Source organism: Mycobacterium sp. URHB0044, from assembly GCF_000620625.1.
In the GTDB taxonomy this organism is placed as follows: domain Bacteria; phylum Actinomycetota; class Actinomycetes; order Mycobacteriales; family Mycobacteriaceae; genus Mycobacterium.
Genome location: NZ_JIAW01000023.1, coordinates 56,013 through 75,962 on the forward strand (window position 1 = coordinate 56,013; position 19,950 = coordinate 75,962).

The following is a 19,950-nucleotide window of genomic DNA, read 5'->3' on the forward strand; positions in this document are numbered from 1 at the left end:
AACCCGTTGGCGCCCAACGTGCGCTCGTGTGCGAGATTTCGGCGATTTTTCGCAATCTAGCGCACGCTCGGCGGGGGGGCGGTCAGATCAGCGCGGGTGCCGGGTGCGGTTCGGTCCGCAGGCGCGCCGCGTCCTGGCCGGGCGGCGCACCGAACAGGCGCCGATACTCGCGGGTGAACTGTGACGGGCTGTCGTACCCGACGAGATGCCCGATGCCTGCGACGTCGCGGGGATTGGCCAGCAGCAGCGACCGTGCCTGCTGAAGACGAATACGCTTCTGAAACTGCAAGGGGCTCATGGCCGTTACGGCGCGGAAATTGCGATGGAAGGCCGACGTACTCATTCCGGAGAGGCCGGCGAGGTCGTCGACCCGCATGGGCTCTGCGTAGTTGTCCCGGATCCAGCCGATCGCACGGCTGACGTGGGTGAGGTCACTGTCGGCCAGCCCGATCTGACGCAGCGTGTCGCCCTGCGGTCCAGTGAGGAACCGCCAGAGGATCTCCTTTTCGACGAGCGGAGCGAGCACGGCGGCATCGGCGGGTTCGTCGAGCAGCCGCAGCATCCGCGCGACGGCGTCGAGCAGGTCGACGCTGGCGTCGCAGGTGGCCATGGCGGATACGTCGGCAGTGGGACGCGGCCTTCGCCGTGTGGCGGTCTCCAGCAGCAACGCCGCGATCGCCGCTGGCCGAAGGACGAGGGCAAGCGCCAAGGACGGATTGGCCTCGCTGGTGCCGATCCAGTGGCCGGTCACCGGCAGGTCGGCGGTGACGACGAGACACTGACCTGCCCGGTACTCGTACGTGCGATCGCCGAGCAGGAGCTGCTTGCCGCCCTGGGCCATGAAGACGAGCAGCGGAGCGGTGAGCGAGTACTCCGGGATGGCGGGGCCCGTCGTCACCTTCGACATCAGCAGACCGTCGATGGACGTGCCCGTGTCCGGTCGTGCGTGCTCGGCGATGCGACCGCGGATCTCGTCGAGCAGCTCGGAACGGGGACGCATGACCCAATAATCGGGAATCGAGTAGGAATGTGCAAGAGGTCGGGCGGAACGGTCTACCGCCACGAACGCACCGGAGCTTTGATTTGAGTACACATTCCGATGAACGAGGAGCACGAAATGGCACTGAGCGACTACGTCACTTTGGGACGATCGGGCCTGCGCGTCAGTCCGTTTGCACTAGGCGCGATGACGTTCGGCGAAGATCCTGGCGGCGCGGGCACGACCATCGAGGAGTCGGATCGGATCCTCGACACCTACCTGAAGCTGGGCGGCAACTTCATCGACACGGCGAACTTCTACACCAACACCCATTCCGAGAAGATCCTCGGCGACTACTTCGCCGCACGCCCCGGTATGCGCGAGCACGTGGTGCTGGCGTCGAAGTTCTTCACGAACCTGTTCCCCGGCGACCCGAACGGCGGTGGCGCCGGCCGCTCGTCGATCACCGCCCAGCTGCATCAAACGCTGCGCCGCCTGCAGACCGATTACTTGGACGTCTACTGGCTGCACAACTGGGATCGGCACACCCCGATCGAGGAGACGATGAGGGCCCTCGACACCCTCGTGCAGTCCGGCAAGATCCGCTACGTCGGCTTCTCGAACGCCCCGGCATGGGTGACGGCGCAGGCACAGACCACGGCGCTGCTTCGCGGCTGGACGCCCTTGATCGCGCTGCAGGTGGAGTACTCGCTGCTGGCGCGCACGGTCGAGGGTGAAGTCGCGCCGCTCGCGCTGGACCAGGGCATGGCGCTAGTGCCGTGGAGTCCGCTGAAGAACGGCTTCCTGTCCGGCAAGTACCAGCGGGGCGCGGACGTCGTCGACTCGGCGCGCGCGGCGTTCGTCGGCGGCCCGAGCGATGCGGAGTTCCGCGTCATCGACGTCGTCGGTGCGATCGCCGACGAGCTCGGCACCACGTCCGCGGCGGTGTCGTTGGCGTGGCTGCTGGCGCGGCAGGGCACCGTCGTGCCCATCGTCGGCGCACGGCGCCTCGAGCACTTGACATCGAACCTCGCGGGTCTCGAGATCTCGCTCAGCGCAGAGCAACTCGGCAGGCTCGACGCGGTCTCGGCGCCGACGCTGAACTACCCCGCGGAGTTGAACGGCGACATGCGCGCAATGCTCCAGTTCGCGGGAACCACCGTCGACGGCGAGACGTCGTCGGTGTATCCGCCGCTGCTGCTGAGCGACGTCCGGTACTAGAACTTCCCGCCGAAACTGCTGGGAGATCGTCGATTTCGATCGAATCGCGATCTGACAGCAGTCTCGGCGCGGACGGGAGGGCGCGGGGTGTCAGGCGTGGGTGCCGTCGGCCACCTTCGGCACCCGATCGGCGGACGCGGTGTCGAGCACCAGCTCGGCGACCCGGGAGCGGTGTTGCTCGGGACTGCCCAGCAGCGCGGCGTCCGTGGTGGCGCGCTTGAAGTACAGATGCGCCTGGTGCTCCCAGGTGAATCCGATGCCGCCGTGCACCTGGATGGTGTCGGTCGCGACGCGGACGAACGCGGCGGACGCCACGGCCTGCGCCATGCTCGCCACCAGTGCCGGGTCGTCCGAGCCATCGGTCAACGCCCACACCGCGTGGTACGCCGCCGAGCGGGCATGTTCGAGGTCGACCAGCAGATCCGCCAGCCGGTGCTTGACCGCTTGGAACGAACCGATCGGCCTGCCGAACTGCAGCCGGGTCTTCGCGTAGTCGACCGACAGGTCGAGCAGATGCTGGGCGGCGCCGACCTGCTCGACGGCCAGCAGCGCCGAACCGACTTGCAGCGCATGCTCGATCACACGCGGCGCCTCACCCGGATCGGCCACCAACCGGGCGGGCGCGTCGGACAAGCGGATCGTGGCCTGCGGCCGGGTCAGGTCGAGTGTCAACAGCGTGGTGCGCTCGACGCCGGGGCCGGCGGCCGCCACGGCGAACAGCGCGACGCCGTCCGGTCCGTCGGCGGCGACGAGCAGGTCGTCGGCGACGCTGCCGTCAACCACCCGCTCGACGGTTCCCGTCAGCGTCCACTCCTCACCGGAACGGGCCGCGGTGACGGACACTTTGGAGGGATCGAACGCGCCCGCTCGGTCGGCGACGGCGAACGCCGCGGTGCGGCGGCCCTCCACCAACTCGGATAGCAGCCCGTCGCGAACCGGCCCGGAGGACGCGGCGACCAGCGCGGGGATTGCGAGGAACACGGTGCCGAACACCGGCCCGCAGGCCAGCGACGCGCCGAGTGCCTCGACGGCGACGGCCTGATCGATCAGCGAGCCGCCGACCCCGCCGTCGGCCTCGGGTACGGACAGCCCGAGCACGCCGAGCTCCGTACCGAGCCGCGTCCAGACCGTCGCGTCGAACGGCGGATCGGACTCCATGAGCCGCCGCACCGTCTGCTCGTCGAAGTTCTCGGCACAGAACTTCGCGACGGCGGCGCGCAGCTGCGCCTGCTCGTCGGTGAACGTGAACGTGGAATTCTCAGCCACGGGGGATCTCCTTCCACGGCATGCCTGCGTCGGCCCGTAGGTCCCCTGGCAGCCCAAGGATCCGTTCGCCGAGGATGTTTCGCATCACCTCTGAGGTACCGCCTTCGATGGTGTTGGCGCGGCTGCGCAGGAAGCGCTGTTGCACCGGTCCCCGCCAGTCGGATTCGTCGTCGTCGTCCCGGCCCATGGCGTAGCCGTGATACAGGATCCCCTCTGGCCCAAGGAAATCCATGCAGAACTGATAGATCTGCTGGTTGAGTTCTGCGCCGACCAGCTTGCCGATCGAGCCCTCGGGGCCGGGTCCGCCGACCGTGGCGGCGGCCCGCGAACGTTCGGAGGTCAGGCGCTGGGCCTCGGCGCGCAACCACAGCTGGGACAGGCGGTCCCGCAGCACCGGCGTCTGCAGGTCGGGGCGCGACGCCCACAGCGAGACCGCCTCGGCGATGGTCCCCGCACCGCGGCGGCTGGCGCTGCCGCCGAGCGCGCTGCGCTCGTTCATCAGCGTCGTCATGGCGACGTTCCAGCCGTTGCCGACGTCACCGAGGCGGTGCGCGTCGGGGATGCGGGCGTCGGTGAAGTAGACCTCGTTGAACTCGGCCTGCCCGGTCATCTGGCGCAGCGGCCGGGTCTCCACACCGGGGCCGTGCATGTCGATGACGAAGTACGTCAGCCCCTTGTGCTTGGGCACGTCGGGATTGGACCGGGCGAGCAGCAGGCCCCACCGCGCGCGGTGCGCGAGGCTGGTCCACACCTTCTGCCCGTTGATCACCCAGTCGTCACCGTCGCGGACGGCCGAGGTGGCCAGCCCGGCCAGGTCGGAGCCGGCGCCCGGCTCGGAGAACAGCTGGCACCAGATGTGCTCGGTACTGGCCAGCGGTCGCAGCCAGGACTTCTTGACGTCGTCGCTCTGCGCGTGTTCGCGGATGGTCGGCGCCGCCATGCCGTAGCCCATGGGATTGAGGCCCAGCGGTACGGGACCGCCGGCCCCCTGCAGGATCCGGTCGGCGTCGGCCTGCAGCCCGCGCGAGACGCCAAGCCCGCCGAGACCTTCTGGGAAGTGCACCCAGGACAGGCCGGCGTCGTAACACGCGGCGAGGAATTCGGGGATGGGGACCGACTTCGGATCGTGGTCGGCGACGACCCGGCGCGCGAGATCCGCGACGCGGTCGGCATCAGCAACATTGCTCATCTCGTCACGATAGGAAATCGACACCCGTCAACTTCCACCGGGGCCGCAATCCCCTGCGCTCATCCCCTGCGCCGAGACTGCGGGGAGATCGCGAATTCGGCGCGGAATGCGATCTCCTAGCAGTCTCGGCGGGGGAGGTGAGGGGATCGGCGGGGGAGGTGTCTTCACCCTCGGTGCTGGCGTACTGCCCCCACCCACGGATCGGCGAGCATCAACATGACCATTTCGATGATCTCGGCATCCTGGCTCCGGTTGCGGCCCGCCAGTAGGTGCGCTGCTTCCTCTATGCGCTGCAAACAGGCGCGAAAAGCGCCGCCGGCGGCATCGAGATAGAAGGCGGCAGCCTCCATCTGAGCTTGATCGGTGAACTGCACTGGCGAATGAGCAAACTCGGGGGATAGGTCCCTAGCTCGCTCCTGCACCATCAACACGAGATTTCGTACCAGCTCGACGTCCGGCGGCGGTTGGGACGAATTGTCCTCGGCCATACCGATTTCCAGCGCGTAGTCGATCTGGTAAAGCGCGTCCACGGCGCTCTCGATGGATCTGATCCGCTCGTCCGAGCGGACGTCCGCCGGCGGAATGGGAATCGTCAGCAATCTCGACGCCATGGTCATCGACGCCGACATCGCCCGAGCTACGTCGGCCTGTGCTTGCCGCACGACATCCTCGGCATAGGCATGCGCGCTGTCGATCTCGGCTTGCGCGGCCTGCCGCGCCTGTTCGATCTCGGCCTCTGCGGCCTGCCTCGCGGCGGCCACCTCGGCGGTGGCCTGCCCACGCGCGGCCGCAACCTCCGCGGCCGCATCGGCGCGCACCTTCTCGGACTCGCGGCGCACCCGAGCGAGCGCTTCCTCCCCGGTCGCCCGTTCCGCCGCGCGCTCCGTCATGCGCTGTTCGGCACGCGCCTCCGCGGCGCGGACCCGTTCCTCGGCCGCCGCCTTCTCGGCCTCCGCATCGGCGCGAACCTTGTCGAGCTGGGCCTGCAGCAGTTGCAACGCCTTTTCGCCGGCCGCCCGTTCCGCCGCGCGCTCCGTCATGCGCTGTTCGGCACGCGCCTCCGCGGAGCGCACCCGTTCCTGGGCTGCTGCCTCACCGGCGGCCGCGTCGGCGCGAGCCTGTTCAGTCTCGGCGCGCGCCAGCTGAATTGCCTGCTGATCGGCCGCCCGTTCCTTGGCTCGTTGACGGTCTTTGCGCGCCGAGTCGGCCTGCACCGCGCGGATCCGTTCCTGCGCTGCGTTGACTGCGCGTGCGGAATCGTCGGCTTCCGCCCGCGCCATCGACGCCGCTGCCTCGGCATCCAACCGAGCCTGGTGTGCGTCGCGTGCCCGGCTTTCGGCCTCACGGCTTCGTTGGTCGGCCTCGACGAGCTGCATCACCAGCGAGGGACGGGGCTTGGCAGGCCCGTGGCGTTGGCGATGCTCGAGGAGTTCACGCTCACTCATCGCCGCTATCGCGACCGACTCTGGCCTTGGCTGCAAGCCCAACCGCTTGGACGACTCGACCGATTCCACGGCAGCGCGTCGCGTCAACCGGGCCCACTTGTCGACGTCGAGGTCCTCGATGTGCTGGCGCGTGGTCGTCACCGGCGCCGCCGCCTTCCGCCGGTCTCTTCGCCCGTGGCGGAGGGTGTTTCACCGGACGCCGGTTCTGGGGCGGCAGCGGTGGCCGGCTCCGCCGCGCGCCGCCGTCTCGGCTCGGGAGCCGACCCGCTCGGAGCGGGCTCTCCGGTGCTCGATGCCTGTCCGTCCGGTGGCGGCGTCTCGACCGGCCCGCGGTGTGCCTGCGCGGGCGCGGCAAGCGTGGAAAGTGGTCCGCTCTGCTGTGCCAGCACCAGGAGAAGCTGCTCCTGGTGGACCGCCACGGCCTTGGCGAGGGTGTCGTCGCCGAGCCGCTCGGCATCACGAAGCAGCCCCCGCAGGAGCTCCAACGTCACCTCCGGTCCAAGGCCCAGGGTCGCGCCCTCGCTGGCCGCAGGTTCTAGCGCGGCGGTGTCCACCACCTGCCACCACTGGTCCCAGCATCGCGCCACGGCCTCCGCGCGCTGCTCAGCCTCGCGACCTTCCTCGTAGTGGCGTTCTCGCTGATCACGCTCAGCGACAGCCCGCTTACCGGCCTGACGAGACGCGAACAGCACAGCGCATAACACGATGACAGCGGCGACCACCGCGGCCGCGCCCGCGAAGCCAGCGGAGAGGACGAAGTCCCGCGCCGGCGGAAAATCGATTGCTAGTACAACTCGGCTCACCCCGTCAGTCTCGCACCCGACGGCGCCGTCGGATGCACGGAATTGGAGTCGACATCCCCTGCGCCGAGACTGCTGGGAGATCGCGAATTCGGCCCGGAACGCGATCTCCCAGCAGTCTCGGCGGGGGGGGGGGGGATCGGCGGGTGGGGGTGGGGTCAGCGAGCGACGGGGATCTCCGCGGCGATGGCGTCCAGCAGCGCGGGGTAGCGCTTGGCCTCGCGGTGCCCGCCGGGCTTGCCGCTGCTGACGACGCCCGCGGCGAGCCCGCGCGACGGGTCGGCCCATACCGCGATGTTGACCAGACCGGTGTGCCCGAACGCGTCGGGGGCGTTGCGGCCGAACGGCCCGAACCGCTTGGAACCCAACATGAATCCGGTGCCCCAGCGCAGCGGCACCCCACCCGTCGCGACGTCCGGGCGGAGCCTCCGGGCCTCGCGCGTCGCCGCGCGCAGCGTCTCGGGCCGCATCACCCGCACGCCGTCGAGTTCGCCACCACGGCACCAGATCTCGGCGAAGCGGGACAGCTCGTCGGCGTTCGACACCGTGTTGGACGACGGCAGCACGCCGGTGAGATAGCGGGGCGTGTTGGTGAACGGAATGATCTGGTGCGTCGTACCGCCGATGGCCGTGCGGAACGCCGCCGCGATCAGCGCGGGCAACGGCTTGCCCGTGGCGTGACTCGGCGCTACCAGCGGAACGTCTTGCGGCGCAACGCCGTAATTCGTCCAGCGGAAGCCCAGCGGGTCGAGGATCTCCTCGGCGAGGACGTCGCGAATGTTGCGTCCCGTTGCAGCCGACACGATCTCGCGGACCAGCGGACCCCACGTCAGTGCGTGGTACACGTGCACCAGACCGGGCCGGTAGATCGGTTTCAGCTTGCCCAACATCTCGCGGGCGTACTCGCTGTCGTCCATGCGCTTCACGTCGGGCCGTGGCCCGGTGGCGAACGGCACGCCCGCACTGTGCGTCAGCACGTGCCGGATCGTGGTGCGGTCCTTGCCGTGACTGGTGTAGCTCGGCAGGTAGTCGCACACGCGGTCGTCGAGCGAGAACGCGCCGCGCTCGACGAGCATGTGCACGACGGTCGTGGTCATCGCCTTGGCCGCCGAGTACACGCAGAACGGGGTCTGCGTGCTCACCGGCACCTGCTCGGCGTCCGGTGGGTCGTCCGGGCCGTTGCCCCAGCCGTGCCCGATGGCACGGTTCAGCACGACCTTGCCGTCGTGTCGCAGGCAGACCTGGATGGCCGGGTGCATGCCCGCCCGATACCAGTGCCGTGCGGCCTGCCAGATCCGTTCCACCGCCGCGGGATCGATGCCGGAGTGGTCCTCGACGCCGACTGACGTCACCGCATCCAGGTCCGCGGGGACGCGGATCCGGCCGTCGGCCGTCATGCCGGTTGTCTCCGCAACGTCGCGGCGAGGTGGTGTTGCAGCGGTTGGCCAACCGCGCCGAGGCGCAGCGTGTAGGCCAGCTCGCCGCCGTCGACGCGGATCGAACGGCCAAGGGCCGTCACGTCCTTCGCCGATGCGGTGAGTCCGATGGTCGTGGCGGTCAGTTCCATCTGGATGACCGTCCCGTCGACCGTCAGCGTCCCCTCCTGAATCTCGGTGATCCCGGTCGGGTGCGCCAGCACCCACTCGACGCGGCCGGGGGTCGGCACCCGCAGGTACCCGACCTCCGCGTGCAGCGGGCGGCCGTCGTCGACGGCCCTGGTCTTCTGGCCGTAGGCGAGGAACGGCTTGCCGACGTGACCGAACGTCACCTCCTCGACGTAGCCGAACGACGGAATCGTCGGGTATTCACCCGTTCCCGACCCGGCCCACGCGCCAAGCAGCGGCGCGAGTACGGCGATGTCGGGGTGCAGATCGACCACGCCCGTAGGGTACTCACCATGGCGAAACCGCGGCGCCGCGTCATCGTCGCCGGACTTGGGGACAGCGGCGTGCTCACCGCGATCGGGCTGGCACGTCACACGGACGTACTCGGCGTCTCGGCGAAGCCGGCCTTGGTCAGCGGCCAGGAACTGGGCGTGCGGCTGTCCCGGCCCGACGACTGGGCGCGCGACTACTGGGTTGCGTTCGACCGGTTCCGCGGCCTCGACCGGGTGGACACCGTCCAGGGCACGCTGACCGGCGTCGACCTCGACGCTCGCACGGTCGGCATCAAGCGGGAGGACGGCGTGACGCTCAGCGAGGCGTACGACGCGCTCGTCATCTCCACCGGCGTGTCGAACGGCTTCTGGCGTCAGCCGACGGTGCAGTCCGCTGCCGAGGTGGGCGCCGACCTCCGTGCCGCACACGATCGGCTGGCCGCGGCCGACTCGGTGATCGTCATCGGCGGGGGTGCGGCGGCCGTCAGCACCGCCGCCAATCTCGCAACGACGTGGCCGCACAAGCGAATCGACCTGTACTACCCCGGCGACCGTGCGCTCGTCGGGCATCACCCGCGCGCCTGGGAACGCGTCAGGGGCAGGCTCACCGACCTCGGCGTCGGCCTGCATCCGGGACACCGCGCGGTCATCCCCGACGGCTTCGCGTGCGACGAGATCACCGAAGGACCGGTCGAGTGGAGCACCGGCCAGCCGCCGTCGTCCGCCGCCGCCGTGCTGTGGGCGGTGGGACGGGTGCGGCCGAATACCGACTGGCTGCCCGCCGAACTGCTCGACGACCACGGCTTCGTGTGCGTCACACCGGAGCTGCGGGTGTCCGATCGCCCCGGCGTGTTCGCAGTCGGTGACGTCGCCGCGACCGACCCGCTGCGGGCGTCCGCCCGCAACCGCGCGGACAAACTGCTCGTGCACAACGTGCTCGCGCACTTCGCGGGCAAGCCGCTGCGCACCTACCGGCCGCCGCAGCGGCGTTGGGGGTCGGTGCTGGGTGCACAGCCCGACGGCCTCGAGGTCTTCGCGCCCAACGGTCGGGCCTTCCGCTTCCCCGCGTGGTCGATCGACCGGGTGCTACAGCCGTGGATCGTGCGACGGGGCATCTACCGCGGCGTGCGCGACGATCAGCCGCTTCGCTGACGACCACCAGACCGGCAACCAACGCGACGCCCGCTGGGTATTGTCTACCCATTGAAATAGATCGAACGAGGTCGGCAGAGCCGCGGTGCGCACCTCGATGAACGTGTTTGGCGACGGTTGCGTCGCATCACCCCGAACGGACGTACATGCTGCCACCCGACGCTGACCCCGCCGCGCCTGGCGTGCCGCTGTCGCTACTGGTGGTGGAGGACGACCGAGCCGACGCCCTGGTGGTTCAAGAGCTGATCTCCAACGCCGAGGCCGACATCCACGTGGTGTGGGCATCGTCGATGGCCGACGCCGAACGCGAGCTCGAGAATGCTCGTCCCGACTGCGTGCTGCTGGATCTCGACCTGCCGGACGCCAACGGGATCACCGCGTTGGACCGCATCGCCAAGCGGGACGACCACATCCCGGTGGTGGTGCTGACCGGACGCAACGACGAACACTTCGGTGTCTCCGCGGTGGCGTCGGGTGCACAGGACTATCTGGTGAAGGGTCGCGTCGACCCGGAAATGCTGCGACGGGCGTTGCTCTACGCGATCGAACGCAAGCGTGCCGAGCTCACTGCGGTGGAACTGCACGCGAGTCAGTTGTTGGCACAGGAGAACGCGCGCCTCGAGCGGGGACTCCTGCCCACGCCGCTGCTGTTGGAGGACCCGGGCGTCGACATCGTCGCCCAGTACCGGCCCAGCCACCGGAACGCCCTGCTGGGCGGCGACTTCTACGACTTCGTCCAGACGCCGGACCGGACCGTCCACGTCATGGTCGGCGACGTGGCCGGACACGGTCCCGACGCCGCTGCCGTCGGAGTGGCATTGCGGATCGGCTGGCGTGCGCTGACCTTCGCCGGCCTGCGCGGCAATGAGCGGATGCGCCAGCTCGAGCGGATACTCCTCACGGAGAGCCCGCGTCAGGGCATCTTCGCGACCGTGCTCAGCTTGGCCTTCGCGCCAGACAGCCTGAAGTTCACCGCCGTTCGCGCCGGCCATCCCGGCATGCTGTTCCACGGGCCGAACTCCGTCGAGTGGGTCGAACCGCCCGCCGGGCCCGCCCTCGGGCTCAACGGCACCGACTGGCCGCTCAACGTACTGGAGCTACCGGAGGGGCACGGCTGCCTGCTGCTCACCGACGGCCTGTTCGAGGGGCATTCCGGTGACGGCAACGAGCGCCTCGGGGAAACGGGCCTGCTCGACCTGGCCCGCTCGCTGGCCGCGCTGCCGGGCCCCGAGTTCGTGACCAGGCTGATCGACGGGGCCGAGAAACGCGCCGAGGCGCACGGCGGGCTGAGCGACGACATCGCGGTGGTGCGGGTGGAGCGCACGGCCCGACCCGACTGACGTTTGTCGCATGGCCGACCGGGAACTCGTTGGGGACGACAACGAGGAGGGCTCATGACGATCTGCGCGACGTGCGGCAACGACTACGACAAGGCGTTCACCGTCACCTGGCCCGACGGGCGCACGGCGAACTTCGACAGCATCGAGTGTGCTGCGGCTCAGGTCGCACCCGAGTGTGCCCATTGCGGTTGCCGCATTCTGGGCCACGGGATCGAAACCGACGACGGGATCTTCTGCTGCGCGAACTGTGCCCGCAAGGACAGCAACGCCGACGTCAACGACCGGTTCCCGGTGCCTGCCGGCGGGTGACTCGGCCCGACGCCGGGCGGTAGGCGGGCTCGATCCCACGTTTCATGGACGGCGTCCGTCGTTGGTGTCGTGCAACGCCTCGGCGGCGGTATCAGCCGTGTCGGTACACGGGTCTTCGTGCCAGTCGCCGAACGGATCCGGGTAGCGGATCCACTCATCGGGGTCGAGCATCTCGACGTCGGTCAATAGGGCGCCCGTCAAGGCTGCGCGTAGCTGGGCGGGGTCGGCGCCGCAGGCAAGCACGGCCATCGCGGTATGCCGATCGCCGAAGTGCGGGTGCCACTTCAGATCTGCGAACGCACGGCGCTCGGGGTTGACGTAAGCCACCTCCTGCGGCGTCATGGCGACCATCCACTTTCCGGCCGAGCTCACCCGCAGGCCGCCACCTGCTGACTCGAGCCACATGGCCTGCTCCGGGCGGCTGGCCAACCACAGCCGCCCGCGGGTGCGGATCACGCCGTCGAGCAGCGCGTCGATGGCCGCGTGCAAGCGGTCGGGGTGAAAGGGCCGGTCGGCGTTGAACTCCACCAGCGCGACCTGCGCGTCGCCGTGCAGCGGCGGTTCGCCTGCCAGCAGCGCATCGTGCGGATCGTCGGTCCGGCCACGTCGCGCGTCCGGCTCGAGATGCGCCAGCGCCTGTTCGACGCGCTCGACGCCGACGGTGATGCGGGCGCGCGGTGTCAGCCTCCGCAACGCGGCCAGGGTCGTCGGCTCCGCCGCGGTGAGCACGAGGACGTCGGCGAACTCGGCCTGACCCACGACGACCTGGGCGACCGTGCGCCCGTCGTCGAGCTCGTCGTCGCCGAGGGCGCGTCCCAGCCACGTGACGGTGTCGACGCACGTGAGCACGGCGGCGATCTCCACGTCGCGCGCCGCGGGTCCGTCGGTGTAGCCGGGTCCGACGTGAACCCGGACGTGGTTGATCGCCCAGCAGATGGGCTCGGGTTCGAGCCAAGGGGACAGGTGCACGACGATGCGGTCGACGTCCGCGCGGCGGTGCAGCGTCCGCAGCAGCACCAACAGGTCGGTGCGGATGGTGCAGGCCACGCAGCCGTGGGCCAACTCCAGGGCCGTCTCGGCCGTGGTGAGCACGCCGTCGTCCAGTGTGGTGAGCGTCCGCTTCACCACGTGACCGTCGATGCGATGCTCCACCACCAACGTTCCTGGTCGACGCAGCAGTGTGCCCGTCACCGCATCCGTGTCCCCTTGGCCCGACACCAGCAGCACCGGAGTCCGCATGTCCCTCCTATTGGCAATGATTGTCATTAAGCCTGCCGTCACGGTACAGTCCCGATCGCGGCTTGTCGAAAACGATTGTCAATAAGCCGCACGTCGAGAGGAAGGTCACGAGATGTCCGCGACATGTCAGATCACCGGCCGGACAGTCGGTTTCGGAAACAAGGTGTCGCATTCGCACCGCCGAACGCGGCGACGGTGGTCGCCCAACATCCAGATCAAGACGTACTACCTGCCGTCCGAGGATCGGCGCGTCAAGCTGCGCGTCAGCGCCAAGGGCATCAAGGTCATCGACCGTGACGGCATCGAAGCGGTCGTGGGCCGACTGCGCCGCGAGGGGCAGCGCATCTGATGGCGCGCAACGAGATTCGCCCCGTCGTGCGGCTGCGTTCCACCGCCGACACCGGCTACACCTACGTGACGCGCAAGAACCGACGCAACGACCCGGACCGAATGGTGTTGCGCAAGTACGACCCGGTGATCCGCCGCCACGTCGACTTCCGCGAGGAGCGCTGACGATGGCCAAGAAGTCGAAGATCGTCAAGAATGACCGGCGTCGCGAAATCGTGGTCCGCTACGCCGAGCGACGCGCGGAACTCAAGGAGATCATCCGGTCACCGGCCAGCACGGTCGACGAAAGAATAGCTGCGCAGCGGGAATTGGCGCGACAGCCCCGGGATGCCAGTCCGGTGCGGGTGCGCAACCGCGATGCCGTCGACGGCCGCCCCCGCGGTCATCTGCGCAAGTTCGGCCTGTCACGCGTGCGCGTGCGCGAGATGGCGCACGACGGGCACCTCCCCGGCGTCCGGAAGTCGAGTTGGTGATGGCGGGCCAATCGACGAGGACCCGGCGGCCCGCACCGGCGCCGCAGCGCACGAGGAAGAACCTGCTCAAGACAATGGGTCTGACGGAGGTCGACTACAAGGACACCGCAGCGCTGCGAGTGTTCATCTCCGACCGCGGCAAGATCCGGTCGCGCAGCGTGACCGGGCTGACCGTGCGCCAGCAACGCCAGGTGGCCACGGCGATCAAGAACGCGCGTGAGATGGCGCTGCTGCCGTACTGCTCCCGCCCGTCGGGGTGACGATGAAGAAGCCGAGGACCGTTACGGACCGCGCCTTCAACTTGGTGGTGTGCACGGCTTGTATTACGGGACAGTATCTTTCGGTGCTCGACGAGCTGCGCGGTGTGATCAGACGGTGCCCGCAGGGTGTGCTGGTCTCGGCGGGGTGCCTGCTGGGCCCTCTCACCTGCGCGTCGCGTCCCGACGGCCCCGGAGCGCTGGTGGTGTTGCAGCCGTGCGCGACCGATCGCTCGCCGGTGGGCGCGGCGATCTGGGTGGGCCCGATCAACGACCGCGCCGACGTGGCCGACGTCCGGGCGTGGGTGCAGCGTGGCGAGTGGAGTCTCGGTTCGCTGCCGCCGCACCTGCGCCCGGCGCTGAACCGGATGCGTCAGGTTGGGAGCCGGAACTGACTACAGCGGGACGAACTTCTCGCTGTTGAGTTCGCGCCACAGTCGGCGGCATGCGGCTTGCAGGCGTCGGCGCGCGGGGTTGGCGGACATGTGGTCGATCAGGTCGAAGTCCGCGATCACGTAGCCGTCCTTGGCCCGGTGCCACACCTCGGCCAGGCACAGCTCCAAGGCTGCCATCGTCGTCACCCGCGCCGGTGCGATGGCGTCGAGGCCTTCGTCGGAGATGAACGCCGGCCACATGGTGTGCACGCTGTGGTCGACCGCGCGGACGTGGATCTCGAGTGCGAGCGGGGACAGCACAGGCCCCTTGCCGCGCCCTCGCAGCGTCTCGACTTCGGTGTAAACGACCTTGTCACGCATGCCAAAAGTATAGGGGTAACACCGCCGTAACAATCCATTTACATCAGCGGGATTCCCATGGACACGTGTTCGCCGGCCCCCGTCGGCCCCATAGGCTCGACGCATGGCATCAACGTGGTCGCCGGCCCGACTCGGCAACTTGACCGGCAAGCGCGTCATCGTCACCGGAGCCACCAGCGGTGTGGGGCTGGGCACCGCGCACGCACTCGCCGGCGCCGGGGCGCACGTCATCTTGGCCGTGCGCAACCCCGAACTCGGCGCGCAGCGGGCCGCCGAGATCGGCGGCTCCACCGAGGTCCTCAAGCTCGACCTGGCCGACCTGTGGTCGGTGCGCGCGTTTCCCGACCTGCTCGACGACGACGTCGACATCCTGGTCAACAACGCCGGCGCGCTGAGCCAGAACCGTACCGACACCGCGGACGGCTACGAGTTGACGATCGCCACGAACTACCTGGGGCCCTTCGCCCTGACCAATCTGCTGTTCCCGCGGGTGCGGTCCCAGATCATCAACGTCGGGTCGGAGGCGCACAAGTCGGCGAAGTTGCACCTCGACGACATGCATCTGCGCCTCAACAAGTGGACGATGATGGGCGCCTACGCGCGGTCGAAACTGGCGGTCATGCTGTGGGGCCTCGAACTCGACCGCCGGCTGCGCGCGGCCAAGTCGCCGGTGATTGCGCAGCTCACCCACCCCGGATGGGTGGCCTCGAACCTCTCGCAGCTGTCCGACAAGCCGCTGATGTCGCTCGCGCACCGGGTCGTCAGCATCGCGGGCAAGGCCCTCGCCAACGACATCGACAAGGGCGCCGCGCCCACGCTGTACTGCATCAGCGAGCCCATCCCTCCCGGCAGTTACGTCGGCGTCGACGGCAGGTTCGGGCTGCGTGGCGGTCCCGTGCTGATCGGCCGGTCGCCTCTGGCCTGCGACTACGACGTCGCCGCCAAGGTGTGGGAGTTCGCCGAACGCGAGACGGGCACAAGCCTTCCCGCGTAGCGGGGACGGTAGGGTCGCGGCAGTTCTCACCACCGGGAGGCGGCATGTCGGGTCGGACGTTCTCGTTCGAGGTCAACCGCACCAGCACTGCGCCGGCGGCCACGTTGTTCCGGATGGAGACCGACGGGGCGAATTGGTCGGACTGGGCCAGGCCGTTGATCGTCCACTCGAGTTGGGAGCGGCAGGGCGATCCTGCGCCCGACGGGGTCGGCGCCGTCCGCAAGGTGGGGATGTGGCCGATCCTGATGCTGGAGGAGACCGTCGAATACGAGAAGGACCGTCGGCACGTCTACAAGGTGAACGCACCCTGGAGTCCAGTCAAGGACTATCAGGCCGAGGCGCTCTTCACCCCGAACGCCTCGGGCGGCACCGACGTGCGGTGGCGGGGATCGTTCACCGAGGGCGTCCGCGGCACGGGACCGATCATGCGGGCCTTTCTCCGCGGCGCGATCCTGCTCATCTCATCGCTGCTGATCAAGGGCGCCGAACGCCAATTCGCCAGCGGCTACTGAGCGCAATCACGGCCGGGGGCCGTGACGATCGGCTTACTATCGGGGCACATAGCGGCCGCTCGCAGCGCCGCTAGGAGGTCTGCGATGGCACGCCGGACGGACGGGACGCGGCCCGCCGGGTCCGACGGTGCCGAGCACGCGACCCGGCAGGCCGTGACGCTGGCCGTCCTCGTCGTCATCGCCGCCGTGGCGCTGCGCGGATACGTTCCCGGTGCCGAGCAACCGGAACGCGAACGCGCGGCCGAGAGTCCGGTCGCCACCGGCCTCGTCATCACCCTGCTTCTCGCCTCGGTGGCGATCGTCGCCGTGGCCGTCATAACCCGGCTACGCCACCGAAGAGCCGCTGCGGCAGGCACTTTCGACAGGGCGGACTGGCTGCGCCGCGAACGATCGCGGCCGACGTGGCGACTGCTGGCACTCGCGGCCGTTGTGGTGGCCGTGTGGGTGGCGGTCATCAGGGTGCTCACCCGGCTAGGCAACCTCGTTGCGGTGGGTCCGCCGGAAGGTGCGGTGCCGGAATCCCCACCGGCCACGGGCATTCCGGCAACCGACACCGCACCGGTGCCGCGGCTCCCCGAACCCGACGAGGGGCCGAACCTCTTCGGCTACTTCTACGGGGCGACCGTCGCATTTCTCCTCATCCTCGTCGCAGCGACGATCGTCGCGTCCCGCAGGAAACGCCGGAGCACCGCTGCCGCACCGCCCGCGCAGGCTCACGATGGCGCGCACACGGGCGACGTCGCCTCCGAATCCCTGGCGCGCGCCGCCGAAGTCGGTCTCGCCGAGGTCGGTGACCTCAGCCGCGAACCGCGCAAGGCGATCATCGCGTGCTACGCCGCAATGGAGGGCGAACTGTCGCGTGTCCCCGGCGCCATGCCGCAGGAATTCGACACCGCGTCCGAGGTGCTGGACCGCGCCGTCGCACACCATGCGCTGGGACCGGACAGCGCGACGCAACTGGTGGACCTGTTCGACGAGGCGCGGTTCAGTCCGCACGTGATGACCGAGGAGCACCGCGACGCGGCGGTGCGGGTGCTGCAACGGGTCCTCGTAGAACTGCGGAGCACCGAGTTGCGGGTGGGCTCGTGACGAAGGCCGTGGTGGTCGGGAGCATCTGCCTGGTGGCGGGTGTGGCGGCGCTGGCGCTGACGCTGCCCGATCGCCGAATGGTCCCGTGGATGGTTGGCGCGGTGACGGCGTTCGCGCTGTTCACGGTCCGTTGGCTGCTGGCACGCGACGTGCGCCCGGCCGTCGATGAGTCGACGTCCCGAGATCCCGGCGAGACGCTGCGGCGCTGGCTGGCGCGGACCGAAACCCTGATCGAGCGGTCGCAATCCAGTCGATCGGACTGGGACAAGCATTTACGGCCCATGCTGGCACGACAGTTCGAGATGGCCTCCGGGCAACGAAAGGCCAAGGATCCGAGGGCCTTTCACGCGACGGCGCTGATGGTCTTCGGCGCCGACCTGTGGGCCTGGGTCGATCCGGACAACGTGGATCGATCCGGTGGCCTCGAGCCCGGACCCGGACGGGCGGTGCTCAACGACGTGCTGGAGCGGTTGGAGCGGATATGACTGAACCTGCGCAGGCAGCCACCTCGACCGCGGCGAACTGCGAAGCCGTCCTCGACGAGGTGCAACGTGCAGTGGTCGGCAGGCGCGCGGCGCTCACGCTCATCATGACCGCGGTGCTGGCCCGCGGCCACGTGCTGATCGAAGACCTTCCCGGCCTTGGCAAGACGCTCATCGCGCGGGCGTTCGCCGCGGCGTTGGGCCTGGACTTCAAGCGGGTGCAGTTCACCCCCGACCTGCTGCCAGCCGATCTGCTCGGCTCCACCATCTACGACATGCAGTCGGGCAGATTCGAATTCCGGCAAGGCCCGATCTTCTCCAACCTGCTGCTCGCCGACGAGATCAACCGGACCCCACCGAAGACACAGGCCGCGCTGCTCGAGGCGATGGCGGAGCGCCAGGTCAGCATCGACGGCGTCACCCACCCGCTGCCCGCGCCGTTCGTCGTGCTCGCCACGGACAACCCGATCGAGTACGAGGGCACCTATCCGCTGCCCGAGGCTCAGCTCGACCGGTTCATGATCAGGCTCGAACTGCGTTATCTGTCGGACGGCGAGGAGCTTTCGATGTTGCGCCGCCGCATCGACCGCGGTTCACCCGAACCGGAGGTCGGCCAGATCGTCGATGCGCACGACCTGCTCGCCATGCGGGAATCGGTGGAGCAGGTCACGGTGCACGACGACGTCCTGCGCTACGTGGTTTCACTGGCCACGGCCAGCCGGCAGCACCCCCAGATCGCCGTCGGTGCCAGCCCCCGTGCCGAACTCGACATCGTCCAACTGGCCCGCGCCCGGGCACTGCTGCTCGGCCGCGACTACGTCATCCCCGAGGACGTCAAGGCGCTCGCGGTGCCCGCCATGGCCCACCGGGTGAGCCTGCGTCCCGAGATGTGGGTGCGGCAGGTGCGTAGCTCGGACGTGATCGCGGACCTGCTGCGCCGCGTGCCGGTGCCGAGGACGCACGGAGCGACGTGATCGACACCCGGTCGACGGAGGTCGACTTGCGTTGGCAGGCCTCGCCTTTGGCGCGTGCGCTGGCCAGCTGCGCGGCGGTGGCGCTGGCCTGCGCAGTGCTCGGGTCGGCGTGGCAGCTGGTCGCCTTCACGGCGCCGCTACTCGGCGTCCTGGTGTCGATCCGGTGGCAGCGTCCTGCGCCCGCCGTGCACGTGCACGCAGAACCCGGTCTGCTGCGCTGTTTCGAGGCCGAGCAGGTGCGGCTCGCGGTGTGGGCGACCGCCGACGACGGGTCGGATGTCGAGCTCGTGCTCGACGTCCCCGACGGCATGGCCCTCGAGACGACGACCGATGGTGCAGGTCGCCTAGAGCTCGTGGCATCAGCCGAACGCTGGGGGCGATATCCCATCGAAGCGCGGGTCAGCGTGCTCGGGCGAGGCGGACTGCTCATCGGGGCGGCGACGGTGGACGTGGCCGACGTCTTCGTGTTTCCCGTTGCGCCTGCGCAGTCGACGGCGCTGCCCCGCACCGAACTGCTCGACCGGCTCGGTACCCATCTCACCCGACACATCGGCCGCGGCGTCGAGTACGGCAACATCCGCACCTACGTGCCGGGCGACCAACTGCGCACCGTCAACTGGCCGGTCAGCGCGCGCCGCGGAGCCCTGCACGTCACCGAACGGCTCAGTGAGCGCGCCGCGGACGTGGTGGTGCTCGTCGACACGTCGCTGCAGCCGCGCGGACCGGCGACGGAGGCGACCGAGCGGACCGTCCGGGGCGCCGTGCAGGTCGTCCAACACGCGTTGCGCAGCGGCGACCGCACTGGCGTCGTCGTCCTCGGCAGCCGGCCACGCTGGCTCGGCATCGACATCGGCCGCAGGCAGTTCTACCGGGTGCTCGACGCGGTGCTGGGAGCCGGCGACAACTTCGAAGATACGACCGGAACGTTGGCGCCGCGCCCCGCCGTGCCGTCGGGGGCCATCGTGGTCGCCTTCTCCACGTTGTTGGACACCGACTTTGCGCTCGCGCTGATCGATCTGTGCCGACGTGGCCATGTGGTGGTCGCCGTCGACGTGCTGGCCGGGCCGCCGTTCGACGAGGAGCAAGACCCTCTGATCGCGCGGATGTGGGCGTTGCAGCGCTCCTTCATGTACCGCGACATGGGCACGATCGGCGTGGACGTGCTGCCCTGGAGCGGCGACGGCCCGCTGGATCAGGTGATGCATCTGGTGCCCGATCACCGTCGCCGCGTCCCGGCGAGAAGGAGATGA

At 69.3% G+C, this 19,950-nt stretch carries 24 protein-coding genes; 15 read left to right on the forward strand and 9 right to left on the reverse strand.

Going from position 1 to position 19,950, the window contains the following annotated elements; genetic code table 11:
- Nucleotides 1–82: 82 nt before the first annotated feature.
- The gene (locus N536_RS0131110; protein ID WP_029117188.1) at nucleotides 83–1,000 is read right to left on the reverse strand and encodes an AraC family transcriptional regulator; all 918 of its coding nucleotides are present in this window, start codon (nucleotides 998–1,000) and stop codon (nucleotides 83–85) included.
- Between the two features lie 117 nt (nucleotides 1,001–1,117).
- Here N536_RS0131110 and N536_RS0131115 point away from each other — a divergent pair, with 117 nt between their 5' ends.
- Complete coding sequence (locus N536_RS0131115) at nucleotides 1,118–2,200, forward strand: aldo/keto reductase (protein ID WP_029117189.1); 1,083 nt, start codon at nucleotides 1,118–1,120, stop codon at nucleotides 2,198–2,200.
- Nucleotides 2,201–2,290: 90 nt separating this feature from the next.
- Here N536_RS0131115 and N536_RS0131120 read toward each other — a convergent pair whose 3' ends face one another.
- The 6 genes from N536_RS0131120 to N536_RS0131145 all read right to left on the reverse strand — a co-directional run bounded on the left by N536_RS0131120 (nucleotide 2,291) and on the right by N536_RS0131145 (nucleotide 8,779).
- A complete protein-coding gene (locus tag N536_RS0131120; RefSeq protein ID WP_029117190.1) occupies nucleotides 2,291–3,466 on the reverse strand; it encodes an acyl-CoA dehydrogenase family protein in 1,176 nt (391 codons plus the stop codon).
- Entirely contained in the window at nucleotides 3,459–4,655 is a 1,197-nt protein-coding gene (locus N536_RS0131125; RefSeq protein WP_029117191.1) for an acyl-CoA dehydrogenase family protein, read from the reverse strand. Before N536_RS0131125 ends, N536_RS0131120 begins: the two co-directional genes overlap by 8 nt.
- 164 nt (nucleotides 4,656–4,819) lie before the next feature.
- Nucleotides 4,820–6,100: a hypothetical protein gene (locus N536_RS0131130; protein ID WP_231514689.1), complete on the reverse strand. Its 1,281-nt coding sequence runs from the start codon at nucleotides 6,098–6,100 to the stop codon at nucleotides 4,820–4,822.
- Between the two features lie 137 nt (nucleotides 6,101–6,237).
- Nucleotides 6,238–6,903, reverse strand: a complete 666-nt coding sequence (locus N536_RS0131135) for a hypothetical protein (RefSeq protein ID WP_036438244.1) — start codon at nucleotides 6,901–6,903, stop codon at nucleotides 6,238–6,240.
- Between the two features lie 155 nt (nucleotides 6,904–7,058).
- On the reverse strand, nucleotides 7,059–8,297 hold the full coding sequence (gene lipE / locus N536_RS0131140) for a lipase LipE (protein ID WP_029117194.1): 1,239 nt from the start codon (nucleotides 8,295–8,297) through the stop codon (nucleotides 7,059–7,061).
- Nucleotides 8,294–8,779: a peroxynitrite isomerase gene (locus N536_RS0131145; protein ID WP_029117195.1), complete on the reverse strand. Its 486-nt coding sequence runs from the start codon at nucleotides 8,777–8,779 to the stop codon at nucleotides 8,294–8,296. The genes lipE and N536_RS0131145 overlap by 4 nt, the downstream gene beginning before the upstream one ends.
- Nucleotides 8,780–8,797: 18 nt before the next feature.
- Between N536_RS0131145 and N536_RS0131150 the strand changes: the two genes are divergently transcribed.
- From N536_RS0131150 to N536_RS0131160, 3 genes are all read left to right on the forward strand, one after another.
- On the forward strand, nucleotides 8,798–9,928 hold the full coding sequence (locus N536_RS0131150; protein WP_029117196.1) for an FAD-dependent oxidoreductase: 1,131 nt from the start codon (nucleotides 8,798–8,800) through the stop codon (nucleotides 9,926–9,928).
- A 146-nt stretch (nucleotides 9,929–10,074) separates the two neighbouring features.
- Nucleotides 10,075–11,268 (forward strand): PP2C family protein-serine/threonine phosphatase, encoded by a 1,194-nt coding sequence (locus N536_RS0131155; protein WP_029117197.1) that lies wholly within the window; start codon nucleotides 10,075–10,077, stop codon nucleotides 11,266–11,268.
- A 54-nt stretch (nucleotides 11,269–11,322) separates the two neighbouring features.
- Nucleotides 11,323–11,577 (forward strand): hypothetical protein, encoded by a 255-nt coding sequence (locus tag N536_RS0131160; protein ID WP_029117198.1) that lies wholly within the window; start codon nucleotides 11,323–11,325, stop codon nucleotides 11,575–11,577.
- Nucleotides 11,578–11,619: 42 nt separating this feature from the next.
- Here N536_RS0131160 and mrf read toward each other — a convergent pair whose 3' ends face one another.
- A complete protein-coding gene (gene mrf, locus N536_RS0131165) occupies nucleotides 11,620–12,816 on the reverse strand; it encodes a ribosome hibernation factor-recruiting GTPase MRF (RefSeq protein ID WP_029117199.1) in 1,197 nt (398 codons plus the stop codon).
- 112 nt (nucleotides 12,817–12,928) lie between these two features.
- Between mrf and rpmB the strand changes: the two genes are divergently transcribed.
- The 5 genes from rpmB to N536_RS39955 are packed head-to-tail and all read left to right on the forward strand — an operon-like array spanning nucleotide 12,929 to nucleotide 14,289.
- The gene (rpmB, locus tag N536_RS0131170; protein ID WP_029117200.1) at nucleotides 12,929–13,165 is read left to right on the forward strand and encodes a 50S ribosomal protein L28; all 237 of its coding nucleotides are present in this window, start codon (nucleotides 12,929–12,931) and stop codon (nucleotides 13,163–13,165) included.
- Complete coding sequence (gene rpmG, locus N536_RS0131175) at nucleotides 13,165–13,329, forward strand: 50S ribosomal protein L33 (RefSeq protein WP_029117201.1); 165 nt, start codon at nucleotides 13,165–13,167, stop codon at nucleotides 13,327–13,329. The genes rpmB and rpmG overlap by 1 nt, the downstream gene beginning before the upstream one ends.
- Nucleotides 13,330–13,331: 2 nt before the next feature.
- Entirely contained in the window at nucleotides 13,332–13,637 is a 306-nt protein-coding gene (gene rpsN, locus N536_RS0131180) for a 30S ribosomal protein S14 (protein WP_029117202.1), read from the forward strand.
- Nucleotides 13,637–13,897, forward strand: coding sequence for a 30S ribosomal protein S18 (rpsR, locus tag N536_RS0131185; protein ID WP_029117203.1), 261 nt, complete (start codon nucleotides 13,637–13,639; stop codon nucleotides 13,895–13,897). Before rpsN ends, rpsR begins: the two co-directional genes overlap by 1 nt.
- A 2-nt stretch (nucleotides 13,898–13,899) precedes the next feature.
- Nucleotides 13,900–14,289 carry a hypothetical protein gene (locus N536_RS39955; protein ID WP_036438247.1) on the forward strand — a complete coding sequence of 130 codons (390 nt, stop codon included), beginning with the start codon at nucleotides 13,900–13,902 and terminating at the stop codon, nucleotides 14,287–14,289.
- On the opposite strand, the gene N536_RS0131195 is transcribed toward N536_RS39955, so the two are convergent.
- Nucleotides 14,290–14,649 (reverse strand): hypothetical protein, encoded by a 360-nt coding sequence (locus N536_RS0131195; RefSeq protein ID WP_029117204.1) that lies wholly within the window; start codon nucleotides 14,647–14,649, stop codon nucleotides 14,290–14,292.
- A gap of 103 nt (nucleotides 14,650–14,752) precedes the next feature.
- Between N536_RS0131195 and N536_RS0131200 the strand changes: the two genes are divergently transcribed.
- The 6 genes from N536_RS0131200 to N536_RS0131225 all read left to right on the forward strand — a co-directional run bounded on the left by N536_RS0131200 (nucleotide 14,753) and on the right by N536_RS0131225 (nucleotide 19,950).
- Nucleotides 14,753–15,643, forward strand: a complete 891-nt coding sequence (locus N536_RS0131200; protein WP_029117205.1) for an SDR family NAD(P)-dependent oxidoreductase — start codon at nucleotides 14,753–14,755, stop codon at nucleotides 15,641–15,643.
- 44 nt (nucleotides 15,644–15,687) lie between these two features.
- Nucleotides 15,688–16,155, forward strand: coding sequence for an SRPBCC family protein (locus N536_RS0131205; RefSeq protein WP_029117206.1), 468 nt, complete (start codon nucleotides 15,688–15,690; stop codon nucleotides 16,153–16,155).
- A gap of 84 nt (nucleotides 16,156–16,239) precedes the next feature.
- A complete protein-coding gene (locus tag N536_RS0131210; protein WP_051574885.1) occupies nucleotides 16,240–17,244 on the forward strand; it encodes a DUF4129 domain-containing protein in 1,005 nt (334 codons plus the stop codon).
- On the forward strand, nucleotides 17,241–17,729 hold the full coding sequence (locus N536_RS0131215) for a hypothetical protein (protein ID WP_029117208.1): 489 nt from the start codon (nucleotides 17,241–17,243) through the stop codon (nucleotides 17,727–17,729). The genes N536_RS0131210 and N536_RS0131215 overlap by 4 nt, the downstream gene beginning before the upstream one ends.
- On the forward strand, nucleotides 17,726–18,700 hold the full coding sequence (locus N536_RS0131220) for a MoxR family ATPase (RefSeq protein WP_029117209.1): 975 nt from the start codon (nucleotides 17,726–17,728) through the stop codon (nucleotides 18,698–18,700). The genes N536_RS0131215 and N536_RS0131220 overlap by 4 nt, the downstream gene beginning before the upstream one ends.
- Nucleotides 18,697–19,950 carry a DUF58 domain-containing protein gene (locus N536_RS0131225; protein ID WP_029117210.1) on the forward strand — a complete coding sequence of 418 codons (1,254 nt, stop codon included), beginning with the start codon at nucleotides 18,697–18,699 and terminating at the stop codon, nucleotides 19,948–19,950. The genes N536_RS0131220 and N536_RS0131225 overlap by 4 nt, the downstream gene beginning before the upstream one ends.